The organism is Oceanicella sp., from assembly GCF_056449545.1.
Genome location: NZ_JBWOMN010000021.1, coordinates 1 through 20,586 on the forward strand (window position 1 = coordinate 1; position 20,586 = coordinate 20,586).

Consider the following 20,586-nt stretch of genomic DNA (forward strand, 5'->3'; position numbering starts at 1 on the left):
ATCCGGCCCTTACGCCGCCCCCCGCGCGCCCCCCAGCGCCGAGCCCAGCGCCGATCCCCGCGACATCGCAGCGCCGGCGCCCGGTCGCAACGCCCCCCCCGCGCCTCCACGCACAGAGACACCCAACGGAGACCCGACGTCATGACCCTGCGCGCCCGCCCGCCGAGCCTCGCGCCCCCCCGGTTCGCGCCCCGGTTCGCGCCCCGCTTGGCGGTCCTGTTCGCGGTCCTGTTCGCGGCCCTGCCTGCGCCCGCCGACGCCGCCGCGCCGGCGCCGCCATGGGCTGAGCGCGCCAACCCGGCGCCGCTGTCGCAGGCGCAGGCGCGCGCGCTGTCCGACGACGCGCTGATCGCGCGCGGCGCGGCGTTGTTTTCCGCCCGCTTCACCGGCGCCGACGGCGCCGGGCGGCCCATGGCCACCCAGTCGATCGTGCCCCGGCGGCGCACCCGCCCGGCCCCGGCGGCGCGCCAGCGGCTGGCCGGCCCCGAAGCCAGCGCCTGCGCCGCCTGCCACAACGCGCCCATGGCCGGCGGGGCGGGGGATTTCGTCGCCAACGCCTTTGTTTCCGACGGCGTCAACAGCGCCGATTTCGACACGCTGGACCCGCAATTTTCGCTGGAGCGCAACACCAACCACCTGTTCGGCGCCGGGCTGCTGGAGCTGCTGGCCCGCGAGATGACGGCCGACTTGCAGGCCGCGCGCGACGCGGCGCTGGCGGCGGCGCGCGCATCGGGCGCGCCGGTGCGCGCGACGCTCGCGACCAAGGGCGTGGAATTCGGGGCCCTGACGGCCCGTCCCGACGGGCTGCTGGATCTCGACGCGGTCGCGGGCGTGGATCCGGACCTCGTGATCCGCCCCTTCGGGCGCAAGGGGGTGTTCGTTTCGCTGCGCCAGTTCACGGTGAACGCGCTCAACGACCATCACGGCATGCAAGCCGGGGAACGCTTCGGCCTGCGCTGGACCGGGCTGGCGGATTTCGACGGCGACGGCGTCGTGGTCGAGATGCCGCCGGGGGACGTTTCGGCGCTGGTGGCCTGGCAGGCGAGCCTGCCGCCGCCCCGGCGCCGCACGCCCGAAAACCCCGCCTGGGCCGCGGCCGCCGAAGCCGGGGCGCGGCGCTTTGCGGCCTTCGGCTGCGCCGACTGCCACCGTCCGGCGCTGCCGCTGGACAGCCTGCGATTCGACGATCCCGGGCCCTACGACGCCGCCGGGACGCTGCGCGCCGGGGAAATCCCGGGCCGGGCGCTGGACCTTGGCCTGCGCGACTGGGCCGCAACGCTGCCGCGCGACGCCGAAGGCCGGGTTCTCGTGCCGCTGTTCGGCGATCTGAAGCGCCACCGGATCGCCGATTCCCGCAACGCGCATTTCGCCAATGAACTGCTGGGCCAGCGTTTCGTCGCCCGCGACGTGTTCCAGACCACCGAACTGTGGGGCGCGGCGGACACCTCGCCCTACGGACATCGCGGCGATCTGGACACGCTCGACGCCGCGATCCGCGCGCATGGCGGCGAGGCCCGGGCCGCCAGCGAGGCCTATGTCTCGGCGCCCGACCTGGCCCGGTCGCAGATCATCGCCTTCCTGCGCAGCCTGGAGGCCCCCCGATGACGCTTTCATGGCTTGGATGGGCCGCGCTGGCGCTGCCGATCGCCGCGCAGGCGCAGGCGCAGGCGCAGCAGCTCGCCGACGCGCCGCTGATGGTCGAGGAGGCCGCGGCGGCCGGCATAGACCATGTCTATGACGGCCCGTGGGAGCATTTCGTCGGCGGCGGCGCCGCGGCCTTCGACTGCAACGGCGACCGCAAGCCGGATCTGGCGCTGGCGGGGGGGACCAACCCGGCGCGGCTGTTCGTCAACCGCAGCGCCCCGGGCGGCGCGCTGCGGTTTTCGCAAAAGCCGCTGCTGGCGGCGGGCGAAATCACCGGGGTCACCGGCGCCTATCCCATCGACATCGACAATGACGGGGTCCGCGATCTGGTGCTGCTGCGCGTCGGCGCCGACCTGATCCTGCGCGGCGGGCCCGACTGCACCTTCGCCAGGGCCAACCGCGCCTGGGGGTTCGGCGCCCTGCCCGACTGGCGACGCGCCTGGTCCACCGCCTTCGCCGCCATGTGGGAACCGGGCGCGACCTTCCCGACCCTGGCCTTCGGGCGCTACGTGGATCGCACCGCGCCGGGGTCGCCCTGGGGGACCTGCGACGACAACCTGCTGGCGCGCCCCCAGCCCGCCCCCCAGCGCGACCCGAAACCCGATTATTCCGCGCCGCTGGCGCTGCGCCCCGGCCATTGCGCGCTGTCCATGCTGTTCACCGACTGGGACAATTCCGGGCGCTCGGCGCTGCGCATCGCCAATGACCGGCAATATCACCTGAACGGGCAGGAACAGCTGTGGCGCATCGAGCCCGGGCGCCCCCCCCGGGCGTATCGCGCCGCCGAGGGCTGGCGGCGGCTGGCCATCTGGGGCATGGGCATCGCCGAGGCCGATCTCGACGCCGACGGGCGCCCGGAATACGCGCTGACCTCCATGGGCGACACCAAGCTGCAAACGCTCGACCCCGAGGCGAACGGCGACGAGGACCAGCCCGCCTATGTCGACATCGCCGGGCGGCTCGGGGCCACCGCGCACAGGCCCTATGCGGGCGAGGACAGGCGGCCCTCCACCGGCTGGCACGCCGAATTCGCCGATTTCAACAATGACGGGCTGCTGGATCTGTTCATCGCCAAGGGCAATGTGGAGTCGATGCCGGATTTCGCCGCCTACGACCCCGACAACCTGCTGCTGGGGCAGTGGGCGGGCGGTTTCGCCGAGGCCGGGACCGAGGCGGGGATCGCATTGGCGCGGCGCGGGCGCGGCGCGGCGGTGGCGGATTTCAACCTTGACGGGGCGCTGGACCTGCTGGTGATCAACCGCGCCGGGCCGGCGAGCCTGTTTCGCAATCTTGGCGCGGCGACGGGCGACGGGGGCGCGGGCGACGGGGGCGCGGGCGACGGGGGCGCGCGCCCGCCCGGCAACTGGCTGGAGATCGAATTGCGTCAGAAAGGCCCCAATCGCGACGCCATCGGCGCGCGGCTGTCGATCCGCGCCGGCGGGCGCAGCATGGAGCGGCGGGTGAGCGTCGGCGGCGGCCATGCCTCGGGGCGGGTCGGCTGGGTGCATGTGGGGCTCGGCGTGGCGGACCGCGCCGAGATCCGGGTGCGCTGGCCCGACGGCGAGTGGAGCCATGCCTATCGGGCCTTCGCCAACAATTTTCTGGTGATCGAGCGCGGGCGGCCCGAGGCGCGGTTCTGGATGCCGCGCTGAACGGCGCGGCGCAGGCGCGCGCCGCCTGATTTCGCCCCGGGGGGGCGCCCGCGCCGGTTCAAGCCAGGCGGTCGCGCCGCGCCCGGCCTTGCTGGCCAAACGCCGCCGCGCCGCCAGCCAGACCAGGCCGATGCTTCTCCCCCGACAAGAAAGGCTATTTGGGGAAGAGGAATGTGAAGGCGACCCGGGCGCCGAGGCCTTCGGGGCCGCCTTCGGGGGCGTCCAGCCAGTAGCGCAGGCCGGCCTGCACGCTGAGCTTCTGGCCGTTGACGTCGAGCAGCTTGGAGACCATGGCGTTGACCGGGATCGACCACTGGTCGCGCCGCCAGTCATAGGTGCTTTCGCTGTTGAGCGAGAAGGTCCAGGCGTCGGGCGTGGTGTAGGAGATGAAGGGCTGGATGAAGGAGGCGTTGACCTCGCCGCGGCTGTCATCCCCGGCGAAGGACCAGATATGGTTGGCCAGCGCGCCGTAGGTCCACGGCCCGTTCTGGATCAGCCCCACCGCCGTCGGCCCGGCGCCCCATTTTTCGCCGCCCAGCTGGCTGTCGGTGGCAGTGGGCAGCAGGAACGCCCCGCCGACGCCCCAGGTCAGCCCGCCCGCGGTCGCCGCCTTGGGCGACAGCCACATGCTCTGCACCACATCGCCGAAGCCGAATTTCTCGCTGCCCGCGACCACGTCGTTGTTCCAGACCACGGGCACGATGGTGCGCGAGATCAGGTTCCAGTCCTCGCTGAGCGAAATCGGGATCACCGGCTGGAAATTGGTGACCAGCTTGCGGCCGTCCTGCGGCCCGTAGCCGTGATCCAGATTGACCTGCACCGGGACGCTGATCATGTCGGCAAGGGGGTTGCTGAGCTTCTTGGCCAGCGCCTCGGCCTCCTCCTGCGCAACAGCGGCGGGGGCGGCGGCGAGGGCGGCGGCGAGGGCGGCGGCCCCCGCGAAAATAGCCGTGATGGGTCGCATGGTGAGTGTCCTTGTTGTTGCTGTTGGGCGTTCGCTTCGGGGCGGGCGCGGCGGCTCAGTCCGGCAGCGCCGCGATCAGCAGCAGCGCCTGCATGCCCTTGCCGGGCCGGGCGCCGGGAAAGGCGCGGCGAAAGGCGTCGAGCACCTCGCCCTTGCGATACATGCGGCTCAGCGCCTGGTCCACCGCGCGCCGAAAAGCGGTGTCGCCAAGCGGCAGGGCCAGCGCGTGGGGCTCCACGGTCAGCAGATTGCGCCCGATGCGCAGGTCGGCGCGGTCGGGGGATTCGGCCAGCAGCGCGTAAAGTATCGACTGGTCGCCGAAATAGGCGTCCACATCGCCCGCCGCCAGCGCCGCCACCCCGGCGCCATGGGTCGCGAAGGTCGCCACCTCGGCCTTCATGCCGGCGCTCGCCAGCGTGGCGCGCAGCCCGGTTTCGGTGGTGGTGGCGGCAAGCACGCCGATGCGCTTGCCTTCCAGCGCGGCGAACTCCGTCGCGCCGCCGGCGCGCAACAGCAGGCTGGCGCCGTCGACGAAGGTGGGGATGGAGAAATCGACGATCTCGCGCCGGGATATGGTCACCGTGGCGGCGCCGCAAAGGATGTCGGCCTTGCCCGAGACGATGGCGTCGAACCGGTCGGCGGCGTTGACCTCCACATAGGTGTAACTGACGCCGTCCATGCCCTCGGCCTTGGCGATCTCGCGGGCGACGGTCTGGCACAGGCTCACGGAATAGCCCTGCGGCGCCCCGCCCTGCATGTAGGACAGCGGCCTGGCGTCGGCGCGCACGGCGATGCGCACTTCGCCGGTCGCCTTCATGCGATCGAGCACGCCGGCGGCGGCGGGGAGCGTGAGCAGCGCCGCGCCGAGCGCGGCGGCGACGAAGGCGGACAGGGGTCTGGTCATGAATGGGATCCTTGTGATTGGTCGGGCGGGCGTGGCGTCATTCGGCGTCGGGCTGCATGTCCGGGGCGGCGTCGGCGATTTCGGGCACCGCGGCGCAGGCCGCGTGGATGCGCCGGATCACCGGATAGGGCGCCATGTCCACGTCGAAGCGGGCGTTGTTGAGCACCTGCGCATACAGGCACAGATCCGCCATGCCCGGCGCGTCGCCATGGCAGAACCGCCCGGTGCGCGGATCCCCCGCCAGCATGCGTTCCAGCGGCGCGAAGGTCCTGGCCACCCAATGGCGAAACCACGCCGCGACGCCTGCGTCATCGGCGCCGAAGCGGGCGCGGAGGTCGTTGAGCACCCGCAGATTGTTGAGCGGATGCACCTCGCAGGCGATGGCCTGGCTGAGCGCGCGGATGCGGGCGCGGTCCAGCGCCGCGCGCGGCAGCAGCGGCGGCGCGGGGTGGGTCTCGTCAAGATATTCGATGATCGCCAGCGACTGGGTGAGCACCGCGAAGCTTTCGCCGCCGTCATCGCCTTCCTCGCCGCCGCGCAGTTCCAGCGCCGGCAGCAGCCCCTGGGGATTGAGGCGCAGGAACCCCTCGGCGCGCTGGTCGCCCCTGCGCAGGTGCTGGGCGACGTATTCCGCCTTCAGCCCCTTCAGATTGAGCGCCGCGCGCAGGCGGGTGGAGGTGGAGGAGCGAAAGTAACTGTGCAGGATCAGGCGCGGCATCGGGGGCTCCCGGTGTTCTGGAGGGGGTCGGACGGGGATTTTCGCAGGGCGCGCGTTCGGGGGGTGTTCTGGAGGGGGGGGGGTGTTCGGGGGGGGGTTCGGAGGCGCGGATTGACGAGGGCGGAGGTTCAGCGGTAGGGCGCGAGCGCCGTGGCCACGGTCTCCATGGACATGGCGGCCTCGGCCATCTTCCTTGAAGCCGGGCGGCAGACGCTTTCCTTGACCACGTAGCCGCGGGCGCATTTCACCGCCGCCATCAGGTCGCGCTTCTGGCGCGCCACGTCGGACTTGTAGCGCTCGAACCTGCCGCTGGCCTGCGTGCCGTTCACCACCTTCGATATGCTCTGACAACTCACCCCCTGCCCGCGAAGCGCCTCGGCCAGCCCCTTGGGGCGCTGCGAGGCGTCGCACAGCTTCCACAGGATGTCCGCATGCACCAGCGGGAACAGCCGGATCATGGTGCGGTAGCGCGCGCCGATGGCCGAAAACCCGCGCGCCACCCCGTCCGGGGGCCAGTATTCGTAGCTGACCAGAAACACATCCGGATCCAGCACCCCATCGGCGCGCGCCGGCGGGTTCTGGAAGCCCGGCGGCAGTTCGGGCGCCTTCACCCCGTCGCGCAGGAATCCCAGCGTGCGGGCCTGGGACGGGATCGCCTTGCCGTCCGGGCCGATGGGCAGCACCAGCATTTCCGCGCCCAGCGGCTTGGAGGTCAGTCGGATGAAGATCGGGCGGGTGTCGAACGGCAGCACCGCCTCCAGCCCGCCGGCGACCCAGTGGCCGGTGATCTCGGCCTCCTTGCCGTTGGAATCAAAGAACGTGCCGGCGGGTTTCCGGCCCACGTCGCGAATCACCAGGCGCATGCCCCTGGCCTCGCCCAGCCCGTAGAACCCGCCCTTCAGCGCCGCGTCGCGGGGGCCGTCATCGGCGGCCCGCGCCACGGGGGGGGTCGCCGCGCCCAGCGCCAGAAGAACCGCGCCGCTCAGCAGCGCGATGCGCGCGATCGCCCGGCGCGCGACGCGAAAAACCTGTGTCATTCTGATCCTCTCTGGCCTAGGGCTGTCTGGGGCCTGCGCAGTCTACACTCGATTTTAATCGTGCAGGAGGTCAAAACAGTGGCGCCGACGACGAAATCGGAATGGGCGGACCGAAGATGGACTGGGACAAGCTGCGCGTCTTTCACACCGTCGCCGACGTGGGCAGCCTCACCCATGCGGGCGAGGCCCTGCACCTGAGCCAATCCGCCGTCAGCCGCCAGATCCGCGGGCTGGAGGAATCCGTGGGCGCCACCCTGTTCCACCGTCACGCGCGCGGGCTGCTGCTGACCGAACAGGGCGAATTGCTGTTCCACGCCACCCGCGAGATGGCGCGCAATCTGGAAACCGCCACCGCGCGCATCAAGGACACCAAGGACGACGTCTATGGCGAACTGCGCATCACCACCACCATCGGTTTCGGCGCCATGTGGCTGGCGCCGCGGCTGGAGCAGCTGTTCGAGGAATACCCCGATCTCAACATCGACCTCAACCTGACCGAGAGCGTGCTCAACCTGCCCATGCGCGAGGCCGACGTGGCGATCCGCATGAAGGAACCGAGCCAGGCCGACCTGATCCGCCGCCGCCTGATGCATGTTCACATGCGCTTTTACGCCTCCAGAGACTATATCGAACGCCACGGCCTGCCGGAACGCGCCGAGGATCTGCGCCATCACCGCATCGTCGGCTACAGCCCCGGCGTGCCGCAAGTGTCCGCGGGCGCGGCGTGGCTGGCGCCCTTCCTGGCCGCGGACCACCGCGCGCACATGACGGTGAACAACTATTTCGGTCTGCTGAACGCGGCGCTGAACGGGCTCGGGGTCTGCGCGCTGCCCGATTACGTGACCCGCGACCAGGACACGCTGGTCAACGTGATCCCCGAATTGCACAGCGCGCCGATCACCACCTATTTCGTCTATCCCACGGAACTTCGCCGGTCGAAACGGGTGGCGGTGTTCCGCGATTTCGTGCTGCGCGGGCTGGAAAAGGACGGGCTGCTGGCCAGCTGATCCGTGGAATCTTCCGCTATGCAACTGTTGCATTTCCGCTATGCATAAGGGCCTGCGACCAATGTTGCACTTGCACAATCGATAAGGCGGCCATATATCTCGTGGTGTCAGAGCGGCGGTGAAAGCCACCGCGACGACAACCTCCCTGTTGGACTTGGCCGAGCCTCTGGGCTCGGCTCTTTTTTTGTCCGGGCCACACGTGCGCCGTTAAGGCGTATTTCTCAATACAATCATAGGGTGAGCCGCAATTCCCGCCGGCACGGCCGAGGGAATCGTGGATCGCGGGCGCGCGCGGCGGCGGATCAGAAATACAGCTCGCGGCCCTTTTCCGGGCGATTCGCATACAGATGCGCCACCTCGGCGCCATAGCCGTTGAACAGCAGGGTCGGCGCCTTGTCGCCGGTCCCGATCAGCCGCTCGGTGGCCTGCGACCAGCGGGTGTGGGGCACATCCGGGTTCACATTGGCCCAGAACCCGTATTCGTTGGCCTGCAGGTTTTCCCAGAACGACACCGGGCGCTTGTCGGTGAAGGTGATGCGGCGCACCGACTTGATCGACTTGAAGCCGAATTTCCACGGCAGATGCAGGCGCATGGGCGCGCCGAACTGCTTGGGCAGCACCTTGCCGTAGGCGCCCACCACCATCAGCGGCAGCGGGTTCAGGGCCTCCTGCACCGTCAGGCCCTCCACATAGGGCCAGGGCAGCCAGGATTGACGCTGGCCGGGCATGACCTCCGGGTCGAGGAGGGTTTCGAACCGCACATAGACCGCATCCGAAGTCGGCTGCGCCAGCTTCACCAGATCGGCGAGCGGGAAGCCGATCCAGGGCACCACCATGGACCAGGCCTCGACGCAGCGGTGACGATAGACCCGTTCCTGCACCGGCATCTTCGCCAGCAGGTCCTCGAGCCCGATATCGAATGGCTTGTCCACCATGCCGTCGATCGAGATGGTCCAGGGGTCGGTCCTCAGCGCCTGCGCCTTTTCCTGAATGCGCTTGTGGGAGCCGAATTCGTAGAAATTGTTGTAACTGGCGTTGATCGCCTCGGGCGTCACCGCGCGCCCGGCGTCGGCGTAGTCGGGATCGAGCGGCGGCTTGGGCAGGAACGCCTTTTCCGCCGCCACCGCCTCGGCCTGTTCGCCGGGCAGCCCATAGGCCAGCGCGGCGCCGCCGCCGATGGCGATCCCCATGCCGGCAAGCACCTTGCGCCGGTTCCAGAACGCCGCTTCAGGGGTCGCGTCGCGTTCGGGCAGCATCCAGCTTGGGCGGCGAAAGAAATGCATGTGTCGTCTCCCGCAAAGGTTCGGTCATGATATTGGTTGCTCGGAGACACAAATACGCGCCGCCCGCGCGCAGGTCCAATCACGAGCCGGCGAGACTTCGCAACATTTGACTGCCGGACGCTGTGAAATCCGCGTCCCGCTCAGCGCGCGAAACCCGCCGCGTCAAACCCCTGCAGATGCAGCAGCGCCGTCAGGTCGGAATGGCGCAGCGTCGCGTCGGCGCCGCGTTCCAGCGCCGGCTTGGCGCGGTAGGCGACCCCAAGCCCCGCCGCCGCCACCATGGCCAGATCATTGGCCCCGTCGCCCACCGCGATGGCGTCTTCGGGGGTGATGCCGCGCGCGGCGCAGATTTCGCGCAGCGCCTCCAGCTTGGCCGCGCGCCCGAGGATCGGCTCCGCCACCGCGCCGCTCAGCGCGCCGTTCTCGAAGATCAGCGCGTTGGCGCGGTTGATCGCGAAGCCGGCCTCGGCCGCCACCCTGGCGGTGAAACAGGTGAAGCCGCCCGAGACCAGCGCCGTCATCGCCCCGGCGGCGTTCATGGTGGCGACCAGCGTCCGGGCCCCGGGGTTGAGCCGGATGCGATCGGCGTGCACCTGCGCCAGCGCGGAACGGGGCAGCCCGCGCAGCAGCGCCACGCGTTGACGCAGCGAGGTCTCGAAATCCAGCTCCCCCTGCATGGCCCGTTCGGTGATCGCGGCGACCTCGGCGCCGATGCCGGCGAAATCCGCCAGTTCGTCGATGCATTCCACCGGGATCATGGTCGAATCCATGTCCGCGATCAGCAGTTTCTTCCGCCGGTTGGCCAGCGGCGTCAGGTTGGCGTCGATGGGCGCGTCGCCCAGCGCCGCGCGCGCCGGTTCAAGGGCGCCGGGGCGGGCCGGGATCTCGACCCCCCCGGGGCCGAGACGGCGCGCCGCCCCGCCGATCGCCCCGACCACCCGCGCAACCGCGTCATCGGGCACGCCGGACGCGGCGGTCAGCACCAGCGCGTAAGAAGCCTCGGACATGTCCTGTCCCCCGCAATGCGCGCGCCAGCCCCGCGCCACCCCCGTTTCAGCCCCGTTTCAGCCCAGCGAGGAGCCGTTGGCGGCGGCGGCCTCGCGGCCCTCGTTCTCCAGCTCCTCGGCCAGCAGGAACGCCAGCTCCAGCGCCTGCGCCGCGTTCAGGCGCGGATCGCAGGCGGTGTGATAGCGGCTCGACAGGTCGGCGTCGGTGACCTCGCGCAGGCCGCCGGTGCATTCGGTCACGTCCTGTCCGGTCATCTCGAAATGCACGCCGCCGGCATGGGTGCCCTCGGCCTTGTGGATGGCGAAGAATTCCTTCACCTCCTGCAGCACCCGGTTGAAGGGGCGGGTCTTGTAGCCCGAGTCCGACTTGATGGTGTTGCCGTGCATGGGATCGCAGGACCAGACCACCTTGCGCCCGGCGGCCTCCACCGCGCGGATCAGCCCGGGCAGGTGATCGCCGACCTTGCCGGCGCCGAAGCGCGCGATCAGGGTCAGGCGCCCGGCTTCGTTGGCGGGATTGAGGATTTCGGTCAGGCGCACCAGTTCGTCCGCATCGAGGCTCGGCCCGCATTTCATGCCGATGGGGTTGATGACGCCGCGGCAGAATTCCACATGCGCGCCGTCGGGCTGGCGGGTGCGGTCGCCGATCCAGATCATGTGCCCCGATCCCGCCACCTGCTGGCCGGTGATGGAATCGGTGCGGGTCAGCGCCTGTTCATAGGGCAGCAGCAGCGCCTCGTGCGAGGTGTAGACGTCGACCCGCTTCATCTTTTCCGAATTGTCCGGGTTCACCCCGGCGGCGTCCATGAAGTCCAGCGCCCCGGATATGCGTTCGGCCATGCGATAATAACGCTCCGATCCGGGGGTCCCCTGGGCAAAGCCCAGATTCCACGCCTGCACCCGGTGGATGTCGGCGAAGCCGCCCTGGCTGAAGGCGCGCAGCAGGTTCAGCGTCGAGGCCGATTGCAGGTAGGCCTGCAGCATGCGTTCGGGATCGGGGATGCGCGACGCGGCGGTGAAGGGCAGTTCGTTGATGATGTCGCCGCGGTAGGAGGGCAGATCCACCCCGTCGACGCGCTCCATGTCCGAGGAACGCGGCTTGGCGAACTGCCCGGCCATGCGCGCCACCTTCACCACCGGGCGCTTGGCCCCGAAGGTCAGCACCACCGCCATCTGCAGCAGCACCCGGAAGGTGTCGCGGATGTTGTCGGCGGAAAATTCGGCGAAGCTTTCCGCGCAATCCCCGCCCTGGAGCAGAAACGCCCGGCCCTCCGCCACCTCGCCCAGCTGCGCCCTGAGCGCCCGCGCCTCGCCGGCGAAAACCAGCGGCGGATAGCCGGCGAGCTTGCCCTCGACGGCGGCCAGCGCGGCCTCGTCGGGATAGGTGGGCATCTGCAGGCCAGTGTGAGCGCGCCAGCTGTCTTTCGTCCACGGCTCGGACATCTCGGATCTCCTTCGCAATCCGCGTTTCGGTCGGCCCGCTATACAGGAGCCGGCGGGCAGTGGCCAGCAAGGCGCGTGGGCGGTCGCGCGGGGGTTGTTCGCCCCCCGGGGCCAGCGGCGGGGAGGGGCGGACGGGCGAACCGCAGGGCCGTTGATCGCCCCCCGGTCCGGTTTCGGAATCCTCCATGTCGCAGACAGGACATGGTTAGGGGCAAAAACGCCTTGACCGGTCAAAAGCGCCGACGCAAGTCTCGGTCTGCAGGAAACACGCCTGAGCCCGAGACAACAAGGTGAACGCTGATGACCCAGGCGGCGCAGGATCCTCCCCATGCATTCGTGTTCGTGCTGCTCGACCAGTTTTCGCTGCTGGCCTTCGCCGCGGCGGTGGAGCCCCTGCGCGTGGCCAACCGCATGACCGAGAAAACCCTCTACACCTGGCGCACCCTGTCCGAGACCGGCGCGCCGGTGGAGGCCTCCTGCGGGCTGCCCATCATCCCCGACGCGGCGCTGGAGGAATGCCCCCGCGGGGCCACCGCGCTGCTGTGCGGGGGCATCGACGTGCACCGGACCACGGTGCGCACGCTGCTCAACTGGCTGCGGCGCGAAAGCCGGCGCGGGGTGGCGCTGGGCAGCGTCTGCACCGGCAGCTTCGTGCTGGCGCGCGCCGGGCTGCTGGACGGGCGGCGCGCCACCATCCACTGGGAAAACCGCGAGGGCTTCGCCGAGGAATTCCCCGACGTGGATCTGGTCAACCACATCTTCGTCATCGACAACGACCGCATGACCGCCGCCGGGGGCGCGTCCTCGGCCGACATGATGCTGCGCATCATCGCCGACGAGCACGGCGCCGACCTGGCCGGGCTGGTGGCCGATCAGCTGGTGTATTCCAACCTGCGCAACGACAAGGACGGGCAGCGCCTGTCGGTGCCGGCGCGCATCGGCGTGCGCCACCCCAAGCTGTCGCAGGTCATCAACATGATGCACGAGAACATCGAGGAGCCGATTTCCGCCGCCGCGCTGGCCTCGCGCGTGGGCATGTCGACGCGCCAGCTCGAACGCCTGTTCCGCCGCTATCTCGACCGCTCGCCCAAGCGCTACTATCTGGAACTGCGGCTGGAAAAGGCCCGCCGGCTGCTGCTGCAGACCGACATGTCGGTGATCAACGTGGCGCTGGCCTGCGGCTTCACCTCGCCGTCGCATTTTTCCAAATGCTATCGCGGGCATTACAACCGCACCCCCTATCGCGAACGCGGCGTGGCGGCGGCCGCGCAGCAGCAGCGCTAGGCGCGCCGCGGCGATCGGGATCGCGAAGGAGGATGGTCGGGGCGCCCAGATTCGAACTGGGGGCCTTCGGTTCCCAAAACCGACGCGCTACCAGGCTGCGCTACGCCCCGATGGCCGCGCATTACACAATCCCGGCGCCGGGCGCCAGCCCGGATCGGGATGCGGCGAAGGCCGCGCGCGGCTCAGTCGCAGGGCCAGACCGGATCGGGCCCGAAGGCCGGGTGGCGCGCCTCGCTCCCTTCGGCGATGCCGAAGGTCGCGGCCAGCCCGCCATTGATCTCCAGCACCGCGCGCACCACGGCGCCCGAACGCAGGATCCGCTCCGAATAGGGTTCGGCCATGGCGATGACGTTGCGCACCGCGCCGCGCGCGTCGATGAACACCAGGTCCAGCGGCAACGGCGTGTTCTTCATCCAGAACCCCACCTCGCGCGGGGGGTCGAAGATGAACAGCATCCCCTGCCCCTGCGCCAGATCGGTGCGATACATCAGCCCGCGTTCGCGGGTTTCGGGCGTGTCGGCGATTTCGATGCTGAACCGGCTCATGCCTTTCGGGCCGCGCAGATCGATGATCCGCTCGGCGCAGGCGGCGGCGGCGACCCCGGCGCCCGCCGCCCAGATCGCTGCCGCGACCAGCAGGCGCCTCATGCCTTGACGACGTCTTCCCAACGGCAGAGTTCGCCCGCCATTGCGCCGCGCGGCCCGGTGACGAGCCGCACGCACAGCGCCTCCCCCGGCAGCAGATCCTGAAAGCCGTAGCGGCGCAGGGTCTCCATATGCACGAAGATGTCATCCGAGCTTCCGAACACGTTCAGGAAGCCGAAGCCCTTCTGCTTGTTGAACCATTTGACGCGAGCGGGCAGGAATTCACCTTCCGGCTCGGCGCCCAGCGCGATTTCCGTCGGTCGGACCGCCTCGGGTTCGGGCGCGGGCTGCGCGGTGATGCTGACGATTTCGGTCGCCTGCAGGCCGCGTTCCCCCCGGATCACGGTCAGCGAGATGGCCGCGCCCTCGTCGAGCGTCGACAGACCGGACGCACGAACGCAGGCCGCGTGCACCATCACGTCCGGACCGCCCTCGGCCGGAATGACGAAGCCGTAACCCTTGTCGGCGTCGTACCACTTGACTCGTCCCGAAACCAGACGAGAAACCTTGACAACTTCCCCAGTCAAACTGACCCCCAGTCTTACTGATTAAAAAAACATACGTAGACCCGCCATGCATACGACATTTTGATGAAGGCTAGCAAGGAATTGCGGCAGATCAAATTTTCGCTACGGATTGCAGGCCCTATCGTCTATCCATCCTGTTGACGCAAGGTTTAGGTGAACGCGATGACGTTGAAAATTAACGCGCCGCTTGCGATTTTCGCGCTAGCGGCTTGCACGTCAACGAATAATTCACCAACCGTTGCGCTCGAAGATGAACCCCTGCTGCATGTTCGGCGGCCGCCGGCGCTGATCGCCGCCGCCCCGGCGGATATCCCTGTGGTTGAATTCGCCGCAGTCAGGCTGGCGGCGGCGACGCGTGACGGATCGCGCGATTCACGACGATTGAGCCCCAGGGCCGCGCCCTTGCTGCACGGATCGCCCGAGGGCAGGCGATTCCTTTCGCTGCCCGGCGAATCACGCGCGCTGGCGATCGGCGCCCCGCCGCGGCTGTGCCCGGCCCGCGCCGCGGCCTCGGGGCTCGATCCGGCGCGCGAATCAAATGGCGAATCAGGCATTGGGCCAGACGCAACCGATACGCGCCGCGAATCACCCGGTTCGCCCCCCCCGGCGACCGGCGCCGCCGCCCCAAGCGCCGCCAATGCGGCGCTCAGCACCTGCTTCGCGCAGCTCGCCGCCGCCAGGGCGCCGCGCGACTGCGGCTGCGAACTGATCGCGGTCAACCGCGCGCTGATCGCCCCGGGCGAGGCCTATGACTACGCGCCGGGGGTTTCCGCGCGGATCGTGTCGCGGGCCCTGAAGCTGGATCTGCTGCTGGTGGCGGCCGAGGCGGCCGCGGGCCCCGGGCGCCGCCTGACATTCTATCCGGCCCCCGGCGACCGGCTGACGCTGGACATCGCCCCCGACGGCGCCGCGCGCGCGGTCTGGCGCGGCGCGGCCGGGGCCGTCGAATTCACCGGAACCCGCCGCGCCGACGGGCTGCGCCGGGGCCGCTACGCCGAGCGGTTCTACCTGAGCGACCCGGAGGGCCGCCGCCTGCGCCTGCTGATCGGCTACGAACCGGTGGAATACGCGGTGCGCCGGCGCGAGCTCACCCGCTGGCCGGCGGACGGCTGACCCGTGCCGCAACCCGCGTCACCCGGATTCAGCGCCGGCGCAGCCGCCGCGCGCGTCGGCCTCGCGGGTCCAGATCCTGGTCTTGCCGAAGATCGGCAGCCCCACATAGCCGCGCACCCGCAGATCGCCGCCATCCTGCAATTCGAAATCGGCGCTGTAGGTCTGGCCGTCCTCGCCGTTGTAGATCTGGCCGTTTTCCCAGACGCCCGGGGCGGTGCGCGAAAACCCCGACATCAGCGACAAGCCGCAGATCTTCCGGTCGCGCAGCGCCGGGTCCTCGTTGCGGAAATCGACCGCCGGCCGGCCGGCCTCGTCCAGCGGCGCCAGCAGCCAGACCACGGTGGCGCAGGCGGAGGCGCCGCAGGGCGCCAGTTCGACGATGGCCCGCCTGGACGCGGTCAGCCAGAAGCCGAAAGCCGGATCGTCCCCGCCCGCCAAGGCCGGCGCGGCGAGGCCCGCCCCGACAAAGGCCGTTATGACAAAGGCCGGCACGACAAAGGCCGTCAGGGGGGCGGGCGAAAACCGGCGGGGCGGGCGATGGGGCATGATCGGGGTCTCCTGCGGCTGGTCGCCCGAACCTAGCCGGCGGCCGCGGCCCGCGCGACGATTTTATTGCGCCCGCGCCCCTGCGAGGTCCTTGGGCCAAGGCCCGTGCAGGCGACGCGCGGGCTTTTCCTGACCCGGATTTCCGCATAGCCTCCGCCGCGCCCCCAACCCGACCCCAAACCCCGACCCCAAACCCGACCCAAACCCCGCCCACGAACAGGAAAACCCATGTTCCAGACATTTGACGCCGCCAGCGACCCGGCCGCAGGGCCCAGGCGGCTCGCCGCCCTGCGCGAAAAGATGGCCGAGGCCGGCGTGGACGGGTTTCTGATTCCCCGCGCCGACGCGCATATGGGCGAGAACGTCGCCCCGCGCGACGAACGCCTCGCCTGGCTCACCGGGTTCACCGGCTCGGCCGGGCTGTGCATCGCGCTTGCGACGCAGGCGGCGGTGTTCATCGACGGGCGCTACACGCTGCAGGCCCGCGCGCAGGTGGACGGCGCCGCCTTCGAACTGGTCCAGATCGAGACCACCCGCCCCGAAGCCTGGCTGGCCGAAGCGCTGCCCGAGGGCGCGCGGCTCGCCTACGACCCCTGGCTGCATGCGCGCGAGGACATCGAGCGGCTGGACAAGGCGGCGCGCAAGGCCGGCGGGTCGCTGACGGCCTCGGCCAACCTGATCGACGCCATATGGGCGGATCAACCCGCCCCGCCGCTGGGCGCCGCGCGGCCCTATCCCCAGGCGCTGGCGGGCGAAAGCGCCGCGCGCAAGCGCGCCAGACTCGGCGCCGAGCTGGCCGCCGCCGGGCTGGCGGCGGCGGCGATCACCCTGCCCGACAGCATCGCCTGGCTGCTCAACATCCGCGGCGCCGACATCGCCCGCACCCCGGTGACCCACGGCTTCGCGCTGCTGCATGGCGACGGGCGCGCGGAGCTGTTCGCCGATCCGCGCAAGTTCGACGCCGCGACGCTGCGGCATCTGGGCAACGCGGTGCAACTGCGCCCGCCCGAGGATTTCGGCCCGGCGCTGGATGCGCTGAAGGGCGCGCGGGTGGCGGTGGACAAGGCCAGCGCGCCGGTCTGGGTGGCGGACCGGCTGAACGCGGCCGGGGCGGCGGTGGAATGGCGGCGCGATCCCTGCATTCTCGCCAAGGCGGTCAAGAACGACGCCGAACTGGCCGGCGCGCGGGCCGCGCATCTGCGCGACGGCGCGGTCATGGCGCGGTTCCTGCACTGGCTGGCGACGACCGCCCCGCTGGGCGGGCTCACCGAGATCGACGTGGTGGAGAAACTGGAAAGCCTTCGCGCCGCCACCGGCGAGCTGCGCGACATATCGTTCGACACCATCTGCGGCGCCGGGCCCGACGGCGCCATCGTGCATTACCGGGTCAGTCGCGACTCAAATCGGCGCGTGGCCCCGGGCGACGTGCTGCTGGTGGACAGCGGCGGGCAATATCCCGACGGCACCACCGACATCACCCGCACGGTTCTGGTCGATGGCGGCGCCCCCGACCCGGACGCCGCGCGCGCCTTCACGCTGGTGCTGAAGGGCATGATCGCCATATCCCGGGCCCGCTGGCCCGCCGGGCTGACCGGGCGCGATCTGGACGCGCTGGCCCGCACGGCGCTGTGGCGCGCCGGGTTCGACTACGACCACGGCACCGGGCATGGGGTCGGGGCCTATCTCAACGTGCATGAGGGGCCGCAGGGCCTGTCGCGGCGATCGAAGGAGCCGCTGCTGGCCGGGATGATCCTGTCCAACGAACCCGGCTACTACCGCGAGGGCGGTTTCGGCATTCGCATCGAGAACCTGCTGGCGGTGCGCGCGGCGGCGACCCCTGCGGGCGGCGACCGGGCGATGCTGGGATTCGAGACCCTGACGCTGGCGCCGATTGCGCGCGACCTGATCGAGGCGGGGCTGCTGGACGATGACGAGCGCGCCTGGCTCGACGCCTATCACGCGCGGGTGCTGGCCGAGATCGGGCCATTGCTGGCGGGCGATGACGCGGCCGGTGATGCGGGCGTCGCGGCCTGGCTGAAAAGCGCCTGTGCGCCGCTCGGCTGAGCCCGCGGCGACACCGGGCGCGCCGCGCGGGCGGGACGGTCGGGCGGGACGGTCGGGCGAAACAAGAATGCCGGTCAGGAATGCTCCTCGCGATGGGTCTCGATCAACGCCCGGTTATAGGCGCGCAGCGCGTCGATATGGAACAGCGCGCCCAGCAATTCGGGCCCGCCGCCGTCACCCTCGCCGGCGCCCTCGCCCTCGCCGGCGCCCTCGCCGCCGCCCTCCGGCTCGGCCACCACCGGCAGCATCCGCCCGGCCCCCTGATCGAACAGCGGCAGCGCCCGCTCCAGGGTGTCGTCGCGGCGCAGCATCGCCCCCTGTTCGATCAGCGCCAGGCATTCGCTGTCCGAGGCCCCGTCCTCGGCGCCGCGATAGCGCATCAGGTCGCGCACCGCGATGGTCGCCGGAATCCAGCTTTGCGGCCCCTCGGCCAGATGCAGGTTGCGCCGTTCCAGCAGGGTGAGGAAAAAGCTGCGATCCACCAGCCGCGACCCGATGAGCGAGGCCAGCGACACCGAGGCCATCACCGCGATCCCCGCCTGCCAGTCGCCGGTGAGTTCGAAAATGATCATGGTGGTGGAGACCGGCGCCCCCAGCACCGCCGCCGCCACGGCGCCGGTGCCCGCCAGCGCATACAGCGCCTCGGACCCCGACACCGAGGGGAACACCCCGACCGCGATCTGCCCGAAGGCCAGCCCGGTCAGCGCCCCCAGCATCAGCGAGGGGCTGAACACTCCGCCCCCCATGCGCCCCGCCAGGGTCACCGCCACCGCCAGCACCTTGACCAGCGCGAAACCCACCGCCATCTGCAGCGTCAGGCTGCCCGACAGCGCCCGCGAGGTGGTTTCATAGCCGACGCCGATGATGTGGGGAAACCAGATCGCCAGCCCGCCCAGCATCGCCCCGGCGATCGCCGGGCGCAGCCAGCCGGGGACATGGGCCAGGCGCTGCACCCGGTCGCCCAGATCCTCGGCCAGGAAGATCGCGCGCATCATCGCCGCCGCAACCAGCCCGCAGACCAGCCCCAGCAGCAGGAAGGCCGGCAATTCCTGATAGAAGGCGATGGAATGGGCGGGCAGGACGAATTCGGTGATGTCGCCCATGTAGTGGCGGCTGATCACCGTGCCGGCGATCGAGGCGATGAAGATCGGCGCGAAGGCGTGCAGGGCGAAATGGCGCAGCACCACCTCCATGGCGAACAGCGCCCCGGCGATGGGGGCGTTGAAGCTGGCGGACACCGCGGCGGCCACGGCGCAGCCCATCAGGTCGCGCCCGGTGATCGGCGAGGCGTCGATGCGCGCCGCCACCCAGGACGAGATCAGCGCCGCCAGATGCACCACCGGCCCCTCGCGCCCCGTCGAGCCGCCGGTGGACAGCGTCACCAGCGAGGCGACGGCCGAGGCGGCGCCCTCCTTCAGCTCCACCCGCCCGTTGCGCAGCGCCGCGCCTTCGATGACGTCGGCCACCGAGCGCGACCGCCCGTCGCGGGTGAACGCGTGCAGGATCACCCCGACCGTCAGCCCCCCAAGGATCGGCGCGCTCAGCACCAGCAGCCAGTGGGCGCGCGCGGCGAAGGAATGCAGCCGCATGTCGTCGGACCCGTAGATCAGGGTCTCGATTTCCGCGATCGCCAGGCGAAAGCCGATGGCCGCGTAGCCTGCGGCGACGCCGATGGCCAGCGCCAGGAACCAGAATTGCAGCTGGCTGGGGCCCCGGGCGCGCAGATGGCTCCAGGCGCGCCCGGCATGGCCGCGCGTGATGCGATGGCCGTCGCGCCAGGCCTCGCGCGCCCGTCGCGCCAGTTCGGCGCCCGCCTTGTCCTCTGCTGCCATGCGCGCCGGTCCGCCCTGCCCTGAATCGCCCCCGATCGGACCCGGAATCGGCCCCGAATCAGTCCCGTGTCGGCGCGATGCGGCGCGTTGAACGCGCCGCGGCGACGCCTGCCCCCTGTATAGGACCGGGCGCCGGGCGGCGGAAGGCCCCGCCGCGCCATGCCGTTGCGCCACCGCCGGCCCGAGAGCCTCGATCGCTGCGGCCAGCCCGCCCCCGATCCCCCCCAGACACCCCGAGACAGTTGCGCGAAGCCTGACCGGCGCCTCGGCGTTCAGCCCTTGCGGCGAATGCCTACCGAGGCGCCCGCCCGCTCGGGTCGCGCCAGCGCCGCCTGCGCGCGCCCCAGCGCCTCGATCCGCGCCATGGCCTCGGGTGGATAGGGGGCGGCGCGGCGGGCCTCCAGATCCACGTTCACCACCAGTTGTTCCGTGGCGGCGCAGAGCGCGCCGTCATCGACGCGCCGCATCTCCATGTAGACATGCAGTTTCCTGGAATCCCAGTCGAGCAGCCGGATCTCGACCCGAAACCGGTCGCCCTCCAGCAATTCGCCGATGTAATGCAGGGTCTGCTGGACCACGTAGGGGCCCATGCGGTGGGTCGCGGCGTAACGCTCGCCGATCAGCAGGGTCTCGTCGAACATCACGTCGGCGCTGATGTCAAAGGCGCGCGAATAATACGCCACGTTCATGTGGCCGTTGTAATCGATCCAGTCGGCGGGCACCGACATGTCCGGCGCGACGATGGGCGCGGCGGCGAAGACCGGGATAGGGGCGGCGACGGGGGCGGCGTCGGGAGGTGTTTCCGGGCTCATGGCGGTCTCTTTCGACAATGCGGGCGGCGTTGCGGCTGGCGCGCACCGAACACCGCCCGAGGCGCCATTGCAACCCCGCGGCCGCTTTCCTCTCGCCGCGCCCGG

The 20,586-nt window shown here is 70.6% G+C and carries 18 protein-coding genes and 1 tRNA gene; 6 read left to right on the forward strand and 13 right to left on the reverse strand.

The genetic code is table 11. From position 1 onward, the window contains the following. Positions 1 to 141: 141 nt before the first annotated feature. Positions 142 to 1,605: a di-heme oxidoredictase family protein gene (locus tag AC1HC7_RS03575; RefSeq protein ID WP_479495314.1), complete on the forward strand. Its 1,464-nt coding sequence runs from the start codon at positions 142 to 144 to the stop codon at positions 1,603 to 1,605. Further along, the gene (locus AC1HC7_RS03580) at positions 1,602 to 3,296 is read left to right on the forward strand and encodes a CRTAC1 family protein (RefSeq protein ID WP_479495313.1); all 1,695 of its coding nucleotides are present in this window, start codon (positions 1,602 to 1,604) and stop codon (positions 3,294 to 3,296) included. Before AC1HC7_RS03575 ends, AC1HC7_RS03580 begins: the two co-directional genes overlap by 4 nt. A 154-nt stretch (positions 3,297 to 3,450) precedes the next feature. Here AC1HC7_RS03580 and AC1HC7_RS03585 read toward each other — a convergent pair whose 3' ends face one another. The 4 genes from AC1HC7_RS03585 to AC1HC7_RS03600 form a co-directional block, all read right to left on the reverse strand. Beyond that, positions 3,451 to 4,260, reverse strand: a complete 810-nt coding sequence (locus AC1HC7_RS03585) for a transporter (protein ID WP_479495312.1) — start codon at positions 4,258 to 4,260, stop codon at positions 3,451 to 3,453. A gap of 55 nt (positions 4,261 to 4,315) precedes the next feature. After that, positions 4,316 to 5,164 (reverse strand): amino acid ABC transporter substrate-binding protein, encoded by an 849-nt coding sequence (locus AC1HC7_RS03590; RefSeq protein WP_479495311.1) that lies wholly within the window; start codon positions 5,162 to 5,164, stop codon positions 4,316 to 4,318. Positions 5,165 to 5,201: 37 nt separating this feature from the next. Further along, positions 5,202 to 5,882, reverse strand: a complete 681-nt coding sequence (gene maiA, locus AC1HC7_RS03595) for a maleylacetoacetate isomerase (protein ID WP_479495310.1) — start codon at positions 5,880 to 5,882, stop codon at positions 5,202 to 5,204. A gap of 128 nt (positions 5,883 to 6,010) precedes the next feature. Next, positions 6,011 to 6,919 carry a hypothetical protein gene (locus AC1HC7_RS03600; RefSeq protein ID WP_479495309.1) on the reverse strand — a complete coding sequence of 303 codons (909 nt, stop codon included), beginning with the start codon at positions 6,917 to 6,919 and terminating at the stop codon, positions 6,011 to 6,013. Positions 6,920 to 7,035: 116 nt separating this feature from the next. Between AC1HC7_RS03600 and AC1HC7_RS03605 the strand changes: the two genes are divergently transcribed. Further along, a complete protein-coding gene (locus AC1HC7_RS03605) occupies positions 7,036 to 7,926 on the forward strand; it encodes a LysR family transcriptional regulator (RefSeq protein ID WP_479495358.1) in 891 nt (296 codons plus the stop codon). Positions 7,927 to 8,228: 302 nt separating this feature from the next. On the opposite strand, the gene msrP is transcribed toward AC1HC7_RS03605, so the two are convergent. The 3 genes from msrP to AC1HC7_RS03620 form a co-directional block, all read right to left on the reverse strand. Continuing rightward, complete coding sequence (msrP, locus tag AC1HC7_RS03610) at positions 8,229 to 9,209, reverse strand: protein-methionine-sulfoxide reductase catalytic subunit MsrP (protein WP_479495308.1); 981 nt, start codon at positions 9,207 to 9,209, stop codon at positions 8,229 to 8,231. A gap of 140 nt (positions 9,210 to 9,349) precedes the next feature. Next, positions 9,350 to 10,216, reverse strand: a complete 867-nt coding sequence (gene serB / locus AC1HC7_RS03615; protein ID WP_479495307.1) for a phosphoserine phosphatase SerB — start codon at positions 10,214 to 10,216, stop codon at positions 9,350 to 9,352. Between the two features lie 57 nt (positions 10,217 to 10,273). After that, on the reverse strand, positions 10,274 to 11,659 hold the full coding sequence (locus AC1HC7_RS03620; RefSeq protein WP_479495306.1) for a class II 3-deoxy-7-phosphoheptulonate synthase: 1,386 nt from the start codon (positions 11,657 to 11,659) through the stop codon (positions 10,274 to 10,276). Between the two features lie 300 nt (positions 11,660 to 11,959). On the opposite strand from AC1HC7_RS03620, the gene AC1HC7_RS03625 reads away from it, so the two are divergent. Beyond that, positions 11,960 to 12,943, forward strand: a complete 984-nt coding sequence (locus AC1HC7_RS03625) for a GlxA family transcriptional regulator (RefSeq protein WP_479495305.1) — start codon at positions 11,960 to 11,962, stop codon at positions 12,941 to 12,943. 33 nt (positions 12,944 to 12,976) lie between these two features. Here AC1HC7_RS03625 and AC1HC7_RS03630 read toward each other — a convergent pair. The 3 genes from AC1HC7_RS03630 to AC1HC7_RS03640 form a co-directional block, all read right to left on the reverse strand. Next, a tRNA-Pro gene (locus AC1HC7_RS03630) sits at positions 12,977 to 13,053 on the reverse strand. A 72-nt stretch (positions 13,054 to 13,125) separates the two neighbouring features. Further along, positions 13,126 to 13,590, reverse strand: a complete 465-nt coding sequence (locus tag AC1HC7_RS03635; protein WP_479495304.1) for a DUF192 domain-containing protein — start codon at positions 13,588 to 13,590, stop codon at positions 13,126 to 13,128. Beyond that, positions 13,587 to 14,114 (reverse strand): cold-shock protein, encoded by a 528-nt coding sequence (locus AC1HC7_RS03640; protein ID WP_479495303.1) that lies wholly within the window; start codon positions 14,112 to 14,114, stop codon positions 13,587 to 13,589. The genes AC1HC7_RS03635 and AC1HC7_RS03640 overlap by 4 nt, the downstream gene beginning before the upstream one ends. Positions 14,115 to 14,495: 381 nt before the next feature. Here AC1HC7_RS03640 and AC1HC7_RS03645 point away from each other — a divergent pair, with 381 nt between their 5' ends. Continuing rightward, on the forward strand, positions 14,496 to 15,227 hold the full coding sequence (locus AC1HC7_RS03645; protein WP_479495302.1) for a hypothetical protein: 732 nt from the start codon (positions 14,496 to 14,498) through the stop codon (positions 15,225 to 15,227). Positions 15,228 to 15,245: 18 nt separating this feature from the next. Here the strand turns inward: AC1HC7_RS03645 and AC1HC7_RS03650 are convergent, their stop codons facing one another. Continuing rightward, positions 15,246 to 15,773, reverse strand: coding sequence for a DUF2147 domain-containing protein (locus AC1HC7_RS03650; protein ID WP_479498696.1), 528 nt, complete (start codon positions 15,771 to 15,773; stop codon positions 15,246 to 15,248). Positions 15,774 to 16,001: 228 nt separating this feature from the next. On the opposite strand from AC1HC7_RS03650, the gene AC1HC7_RS03655 reads away from it, so the two are divergent. Further along, positions 16,002 to 17,837, forward strand: a complete 1,836-nt coding sequence (locus AC1HC7_RS03655; RefSeq protein ID WP_479495300.1) for an aminopeptidase P family protein — start codon at positions 16,002 to 16,004, stop codon at positions 17,835 to 17,837. 74 nt (positions 17,838 to 17,911) lie between these two features. Here the strand turns inward: AC1HC7_RS03655 and AC1HC7_RS03660 are convergent, their stop codons facing one another. Continuing rightward, a complete protein-coding gene (locus AC1HC7_RS03660; protein WP_479495299.1) occupies positions 17,912 to 19,669 on the reverse strand; it encodes a chloride channel protein in 1,758 nt (585 codons plus the stop codon). 272 nt (positions 19,670 to 19,941) lie between these two features. Further along, on the reverse strand, positions 19,942 to 20,481 hold the full coding sequence (locus AC1HC7_RS03665) for a thioesterase family protein (protein ID WP_479495298.1): 540 nt from the start codon (positions 20,479 to 20,481) through the stop codon (positions 19,942 to 19,944). Between the last annotated feature and the right edge of the window lie 105 nt (positions 20,482 to 20,586).

What these genes read in the sequence shown, in the direction of transcription:
- AC1HC7_RS03575 (WP_479495314.1), top strand. Translation starts at nt 142, where the DNA reads ATGACCCTGCGCGCCCGCCCGCCGAGCCTCGCGCCCCCCCGGTTCGCG.
- AC1HC7_RS03580 (WP_479495313.1), top strand. Translation starts at nt 1,602, where the DNA reads ATGACGCTTTCATGGCTTGGATGGGCCGCGCTGGCGCTGCCGATCGCC.
- AC1HC7_RS03585 (WP_479495312.1), bottom strand. Translation starts at nt 4,260, where the DNA reads ATGCGACCCATCACGGCTATTTTCGCGGGGGCCGCCGCCCTCGCCGCC.
- AC1HC7_RS03590 (WP_479495311.1), bottom strand. Translation starts at nt 5,164, where the DNA reads ATGACCAGACCCCTGTCCGCCTTCGTCGCCGCCGCGCTCGGCGCGGCG.
- maiA (WP_479495310.1), bottom strand. Translation starts at nt 5,882, where the DNA reads ATGCCGCGCCTGATCCTGCACAGTTACTTTCGCTCCTCCACCTCCACC.
- AC1HC7_RS03600 (WP_479495309.1), bottom strand. Translation starts at nt 6,919, where the DNA reads ATGACACAGGTTTTTCGCGTCGCGCGCCGGGCGATCGCGCGCATCGCG.
- AC1HC7_RS03605 (WP_479495358.1), top strand. Translation starts at nt 7,036, where the DNA reads ATGGACTGGGACAAGCTGCGCGTCTTTCACACCGTCGCCGACGTGGGC.
- msrP (WP_479495308.1), bottom strand. Translation starts at nt 9,209, where the DNA reads ATGCATTTCTTTCGCCGCCCAAGCTGGATGCTGCCCGAACGCGACGCG.
- serB (WP_479495307.1), bottom strand. Translation starts at nt 10,216, where the DNA reads ATGTCCGAGGCTTCTTACGCGCTGGTGCTGACCGCCGCGTCCGGCGTG.
- AC1HC7_RS03620 (WP_479495306.1), bottom strand. Translation starts at nt 11,659, where the DNA reads ATGTCCGAGCCGTGGACGAAAGACAGCTGGCGCGCTCACACTGGCCTG.
- AC1HC7_RS03625 (WP_479495305.1), top strand. Translation starts at nt 11,960, where the DNA reads ATGACCCAGGCGGCGCAGGATCCTCCCCATGCATTCGTGTTCGTGCTG.
- AC1HC7_RS03635 (WP_479495304.1), bottom strand. Translation starts at nt 13,590, where the DNA reads ATGAGGCGCCTGCTGGTCGCGGCAGCGATCTGGGCGGCGGGCGCCGGG.
- AC1HC7_RS03650 (WP_479498696.1), bottom strand. Translation starts at nt 15,773, where the DNA reads ATGCCCCATCGCCCGCCCCGCCGGTTTTCGCCCGCCCCCCTGACGGCC.
- AC1HC7_RS03655 (WP_479495300.1), top strand. Translation starts at nt 16,002, where the DNA reads ATGTTCCAGACATTTGACGCCGCCAGCGACCCGGCCGCAGGGCCCAGG.
- AC1HC7_RS03660 (WP_479495299.1), bottom strand. Translation starts at nt 19,669, where the DNA reads ATGGCAGCAGAGGACAAGGCGGGCGCCGAACTGGCGCGACGGGCGCGC.
- AC1HC7_RS03665 (WP_479495298.1), bottom strand. Translation starts at nt 20,481, where the DNA reads ATGAGCCCGGAAACACCTCCCGACGCCGCCCCCGTCGCCGCCCCTATC.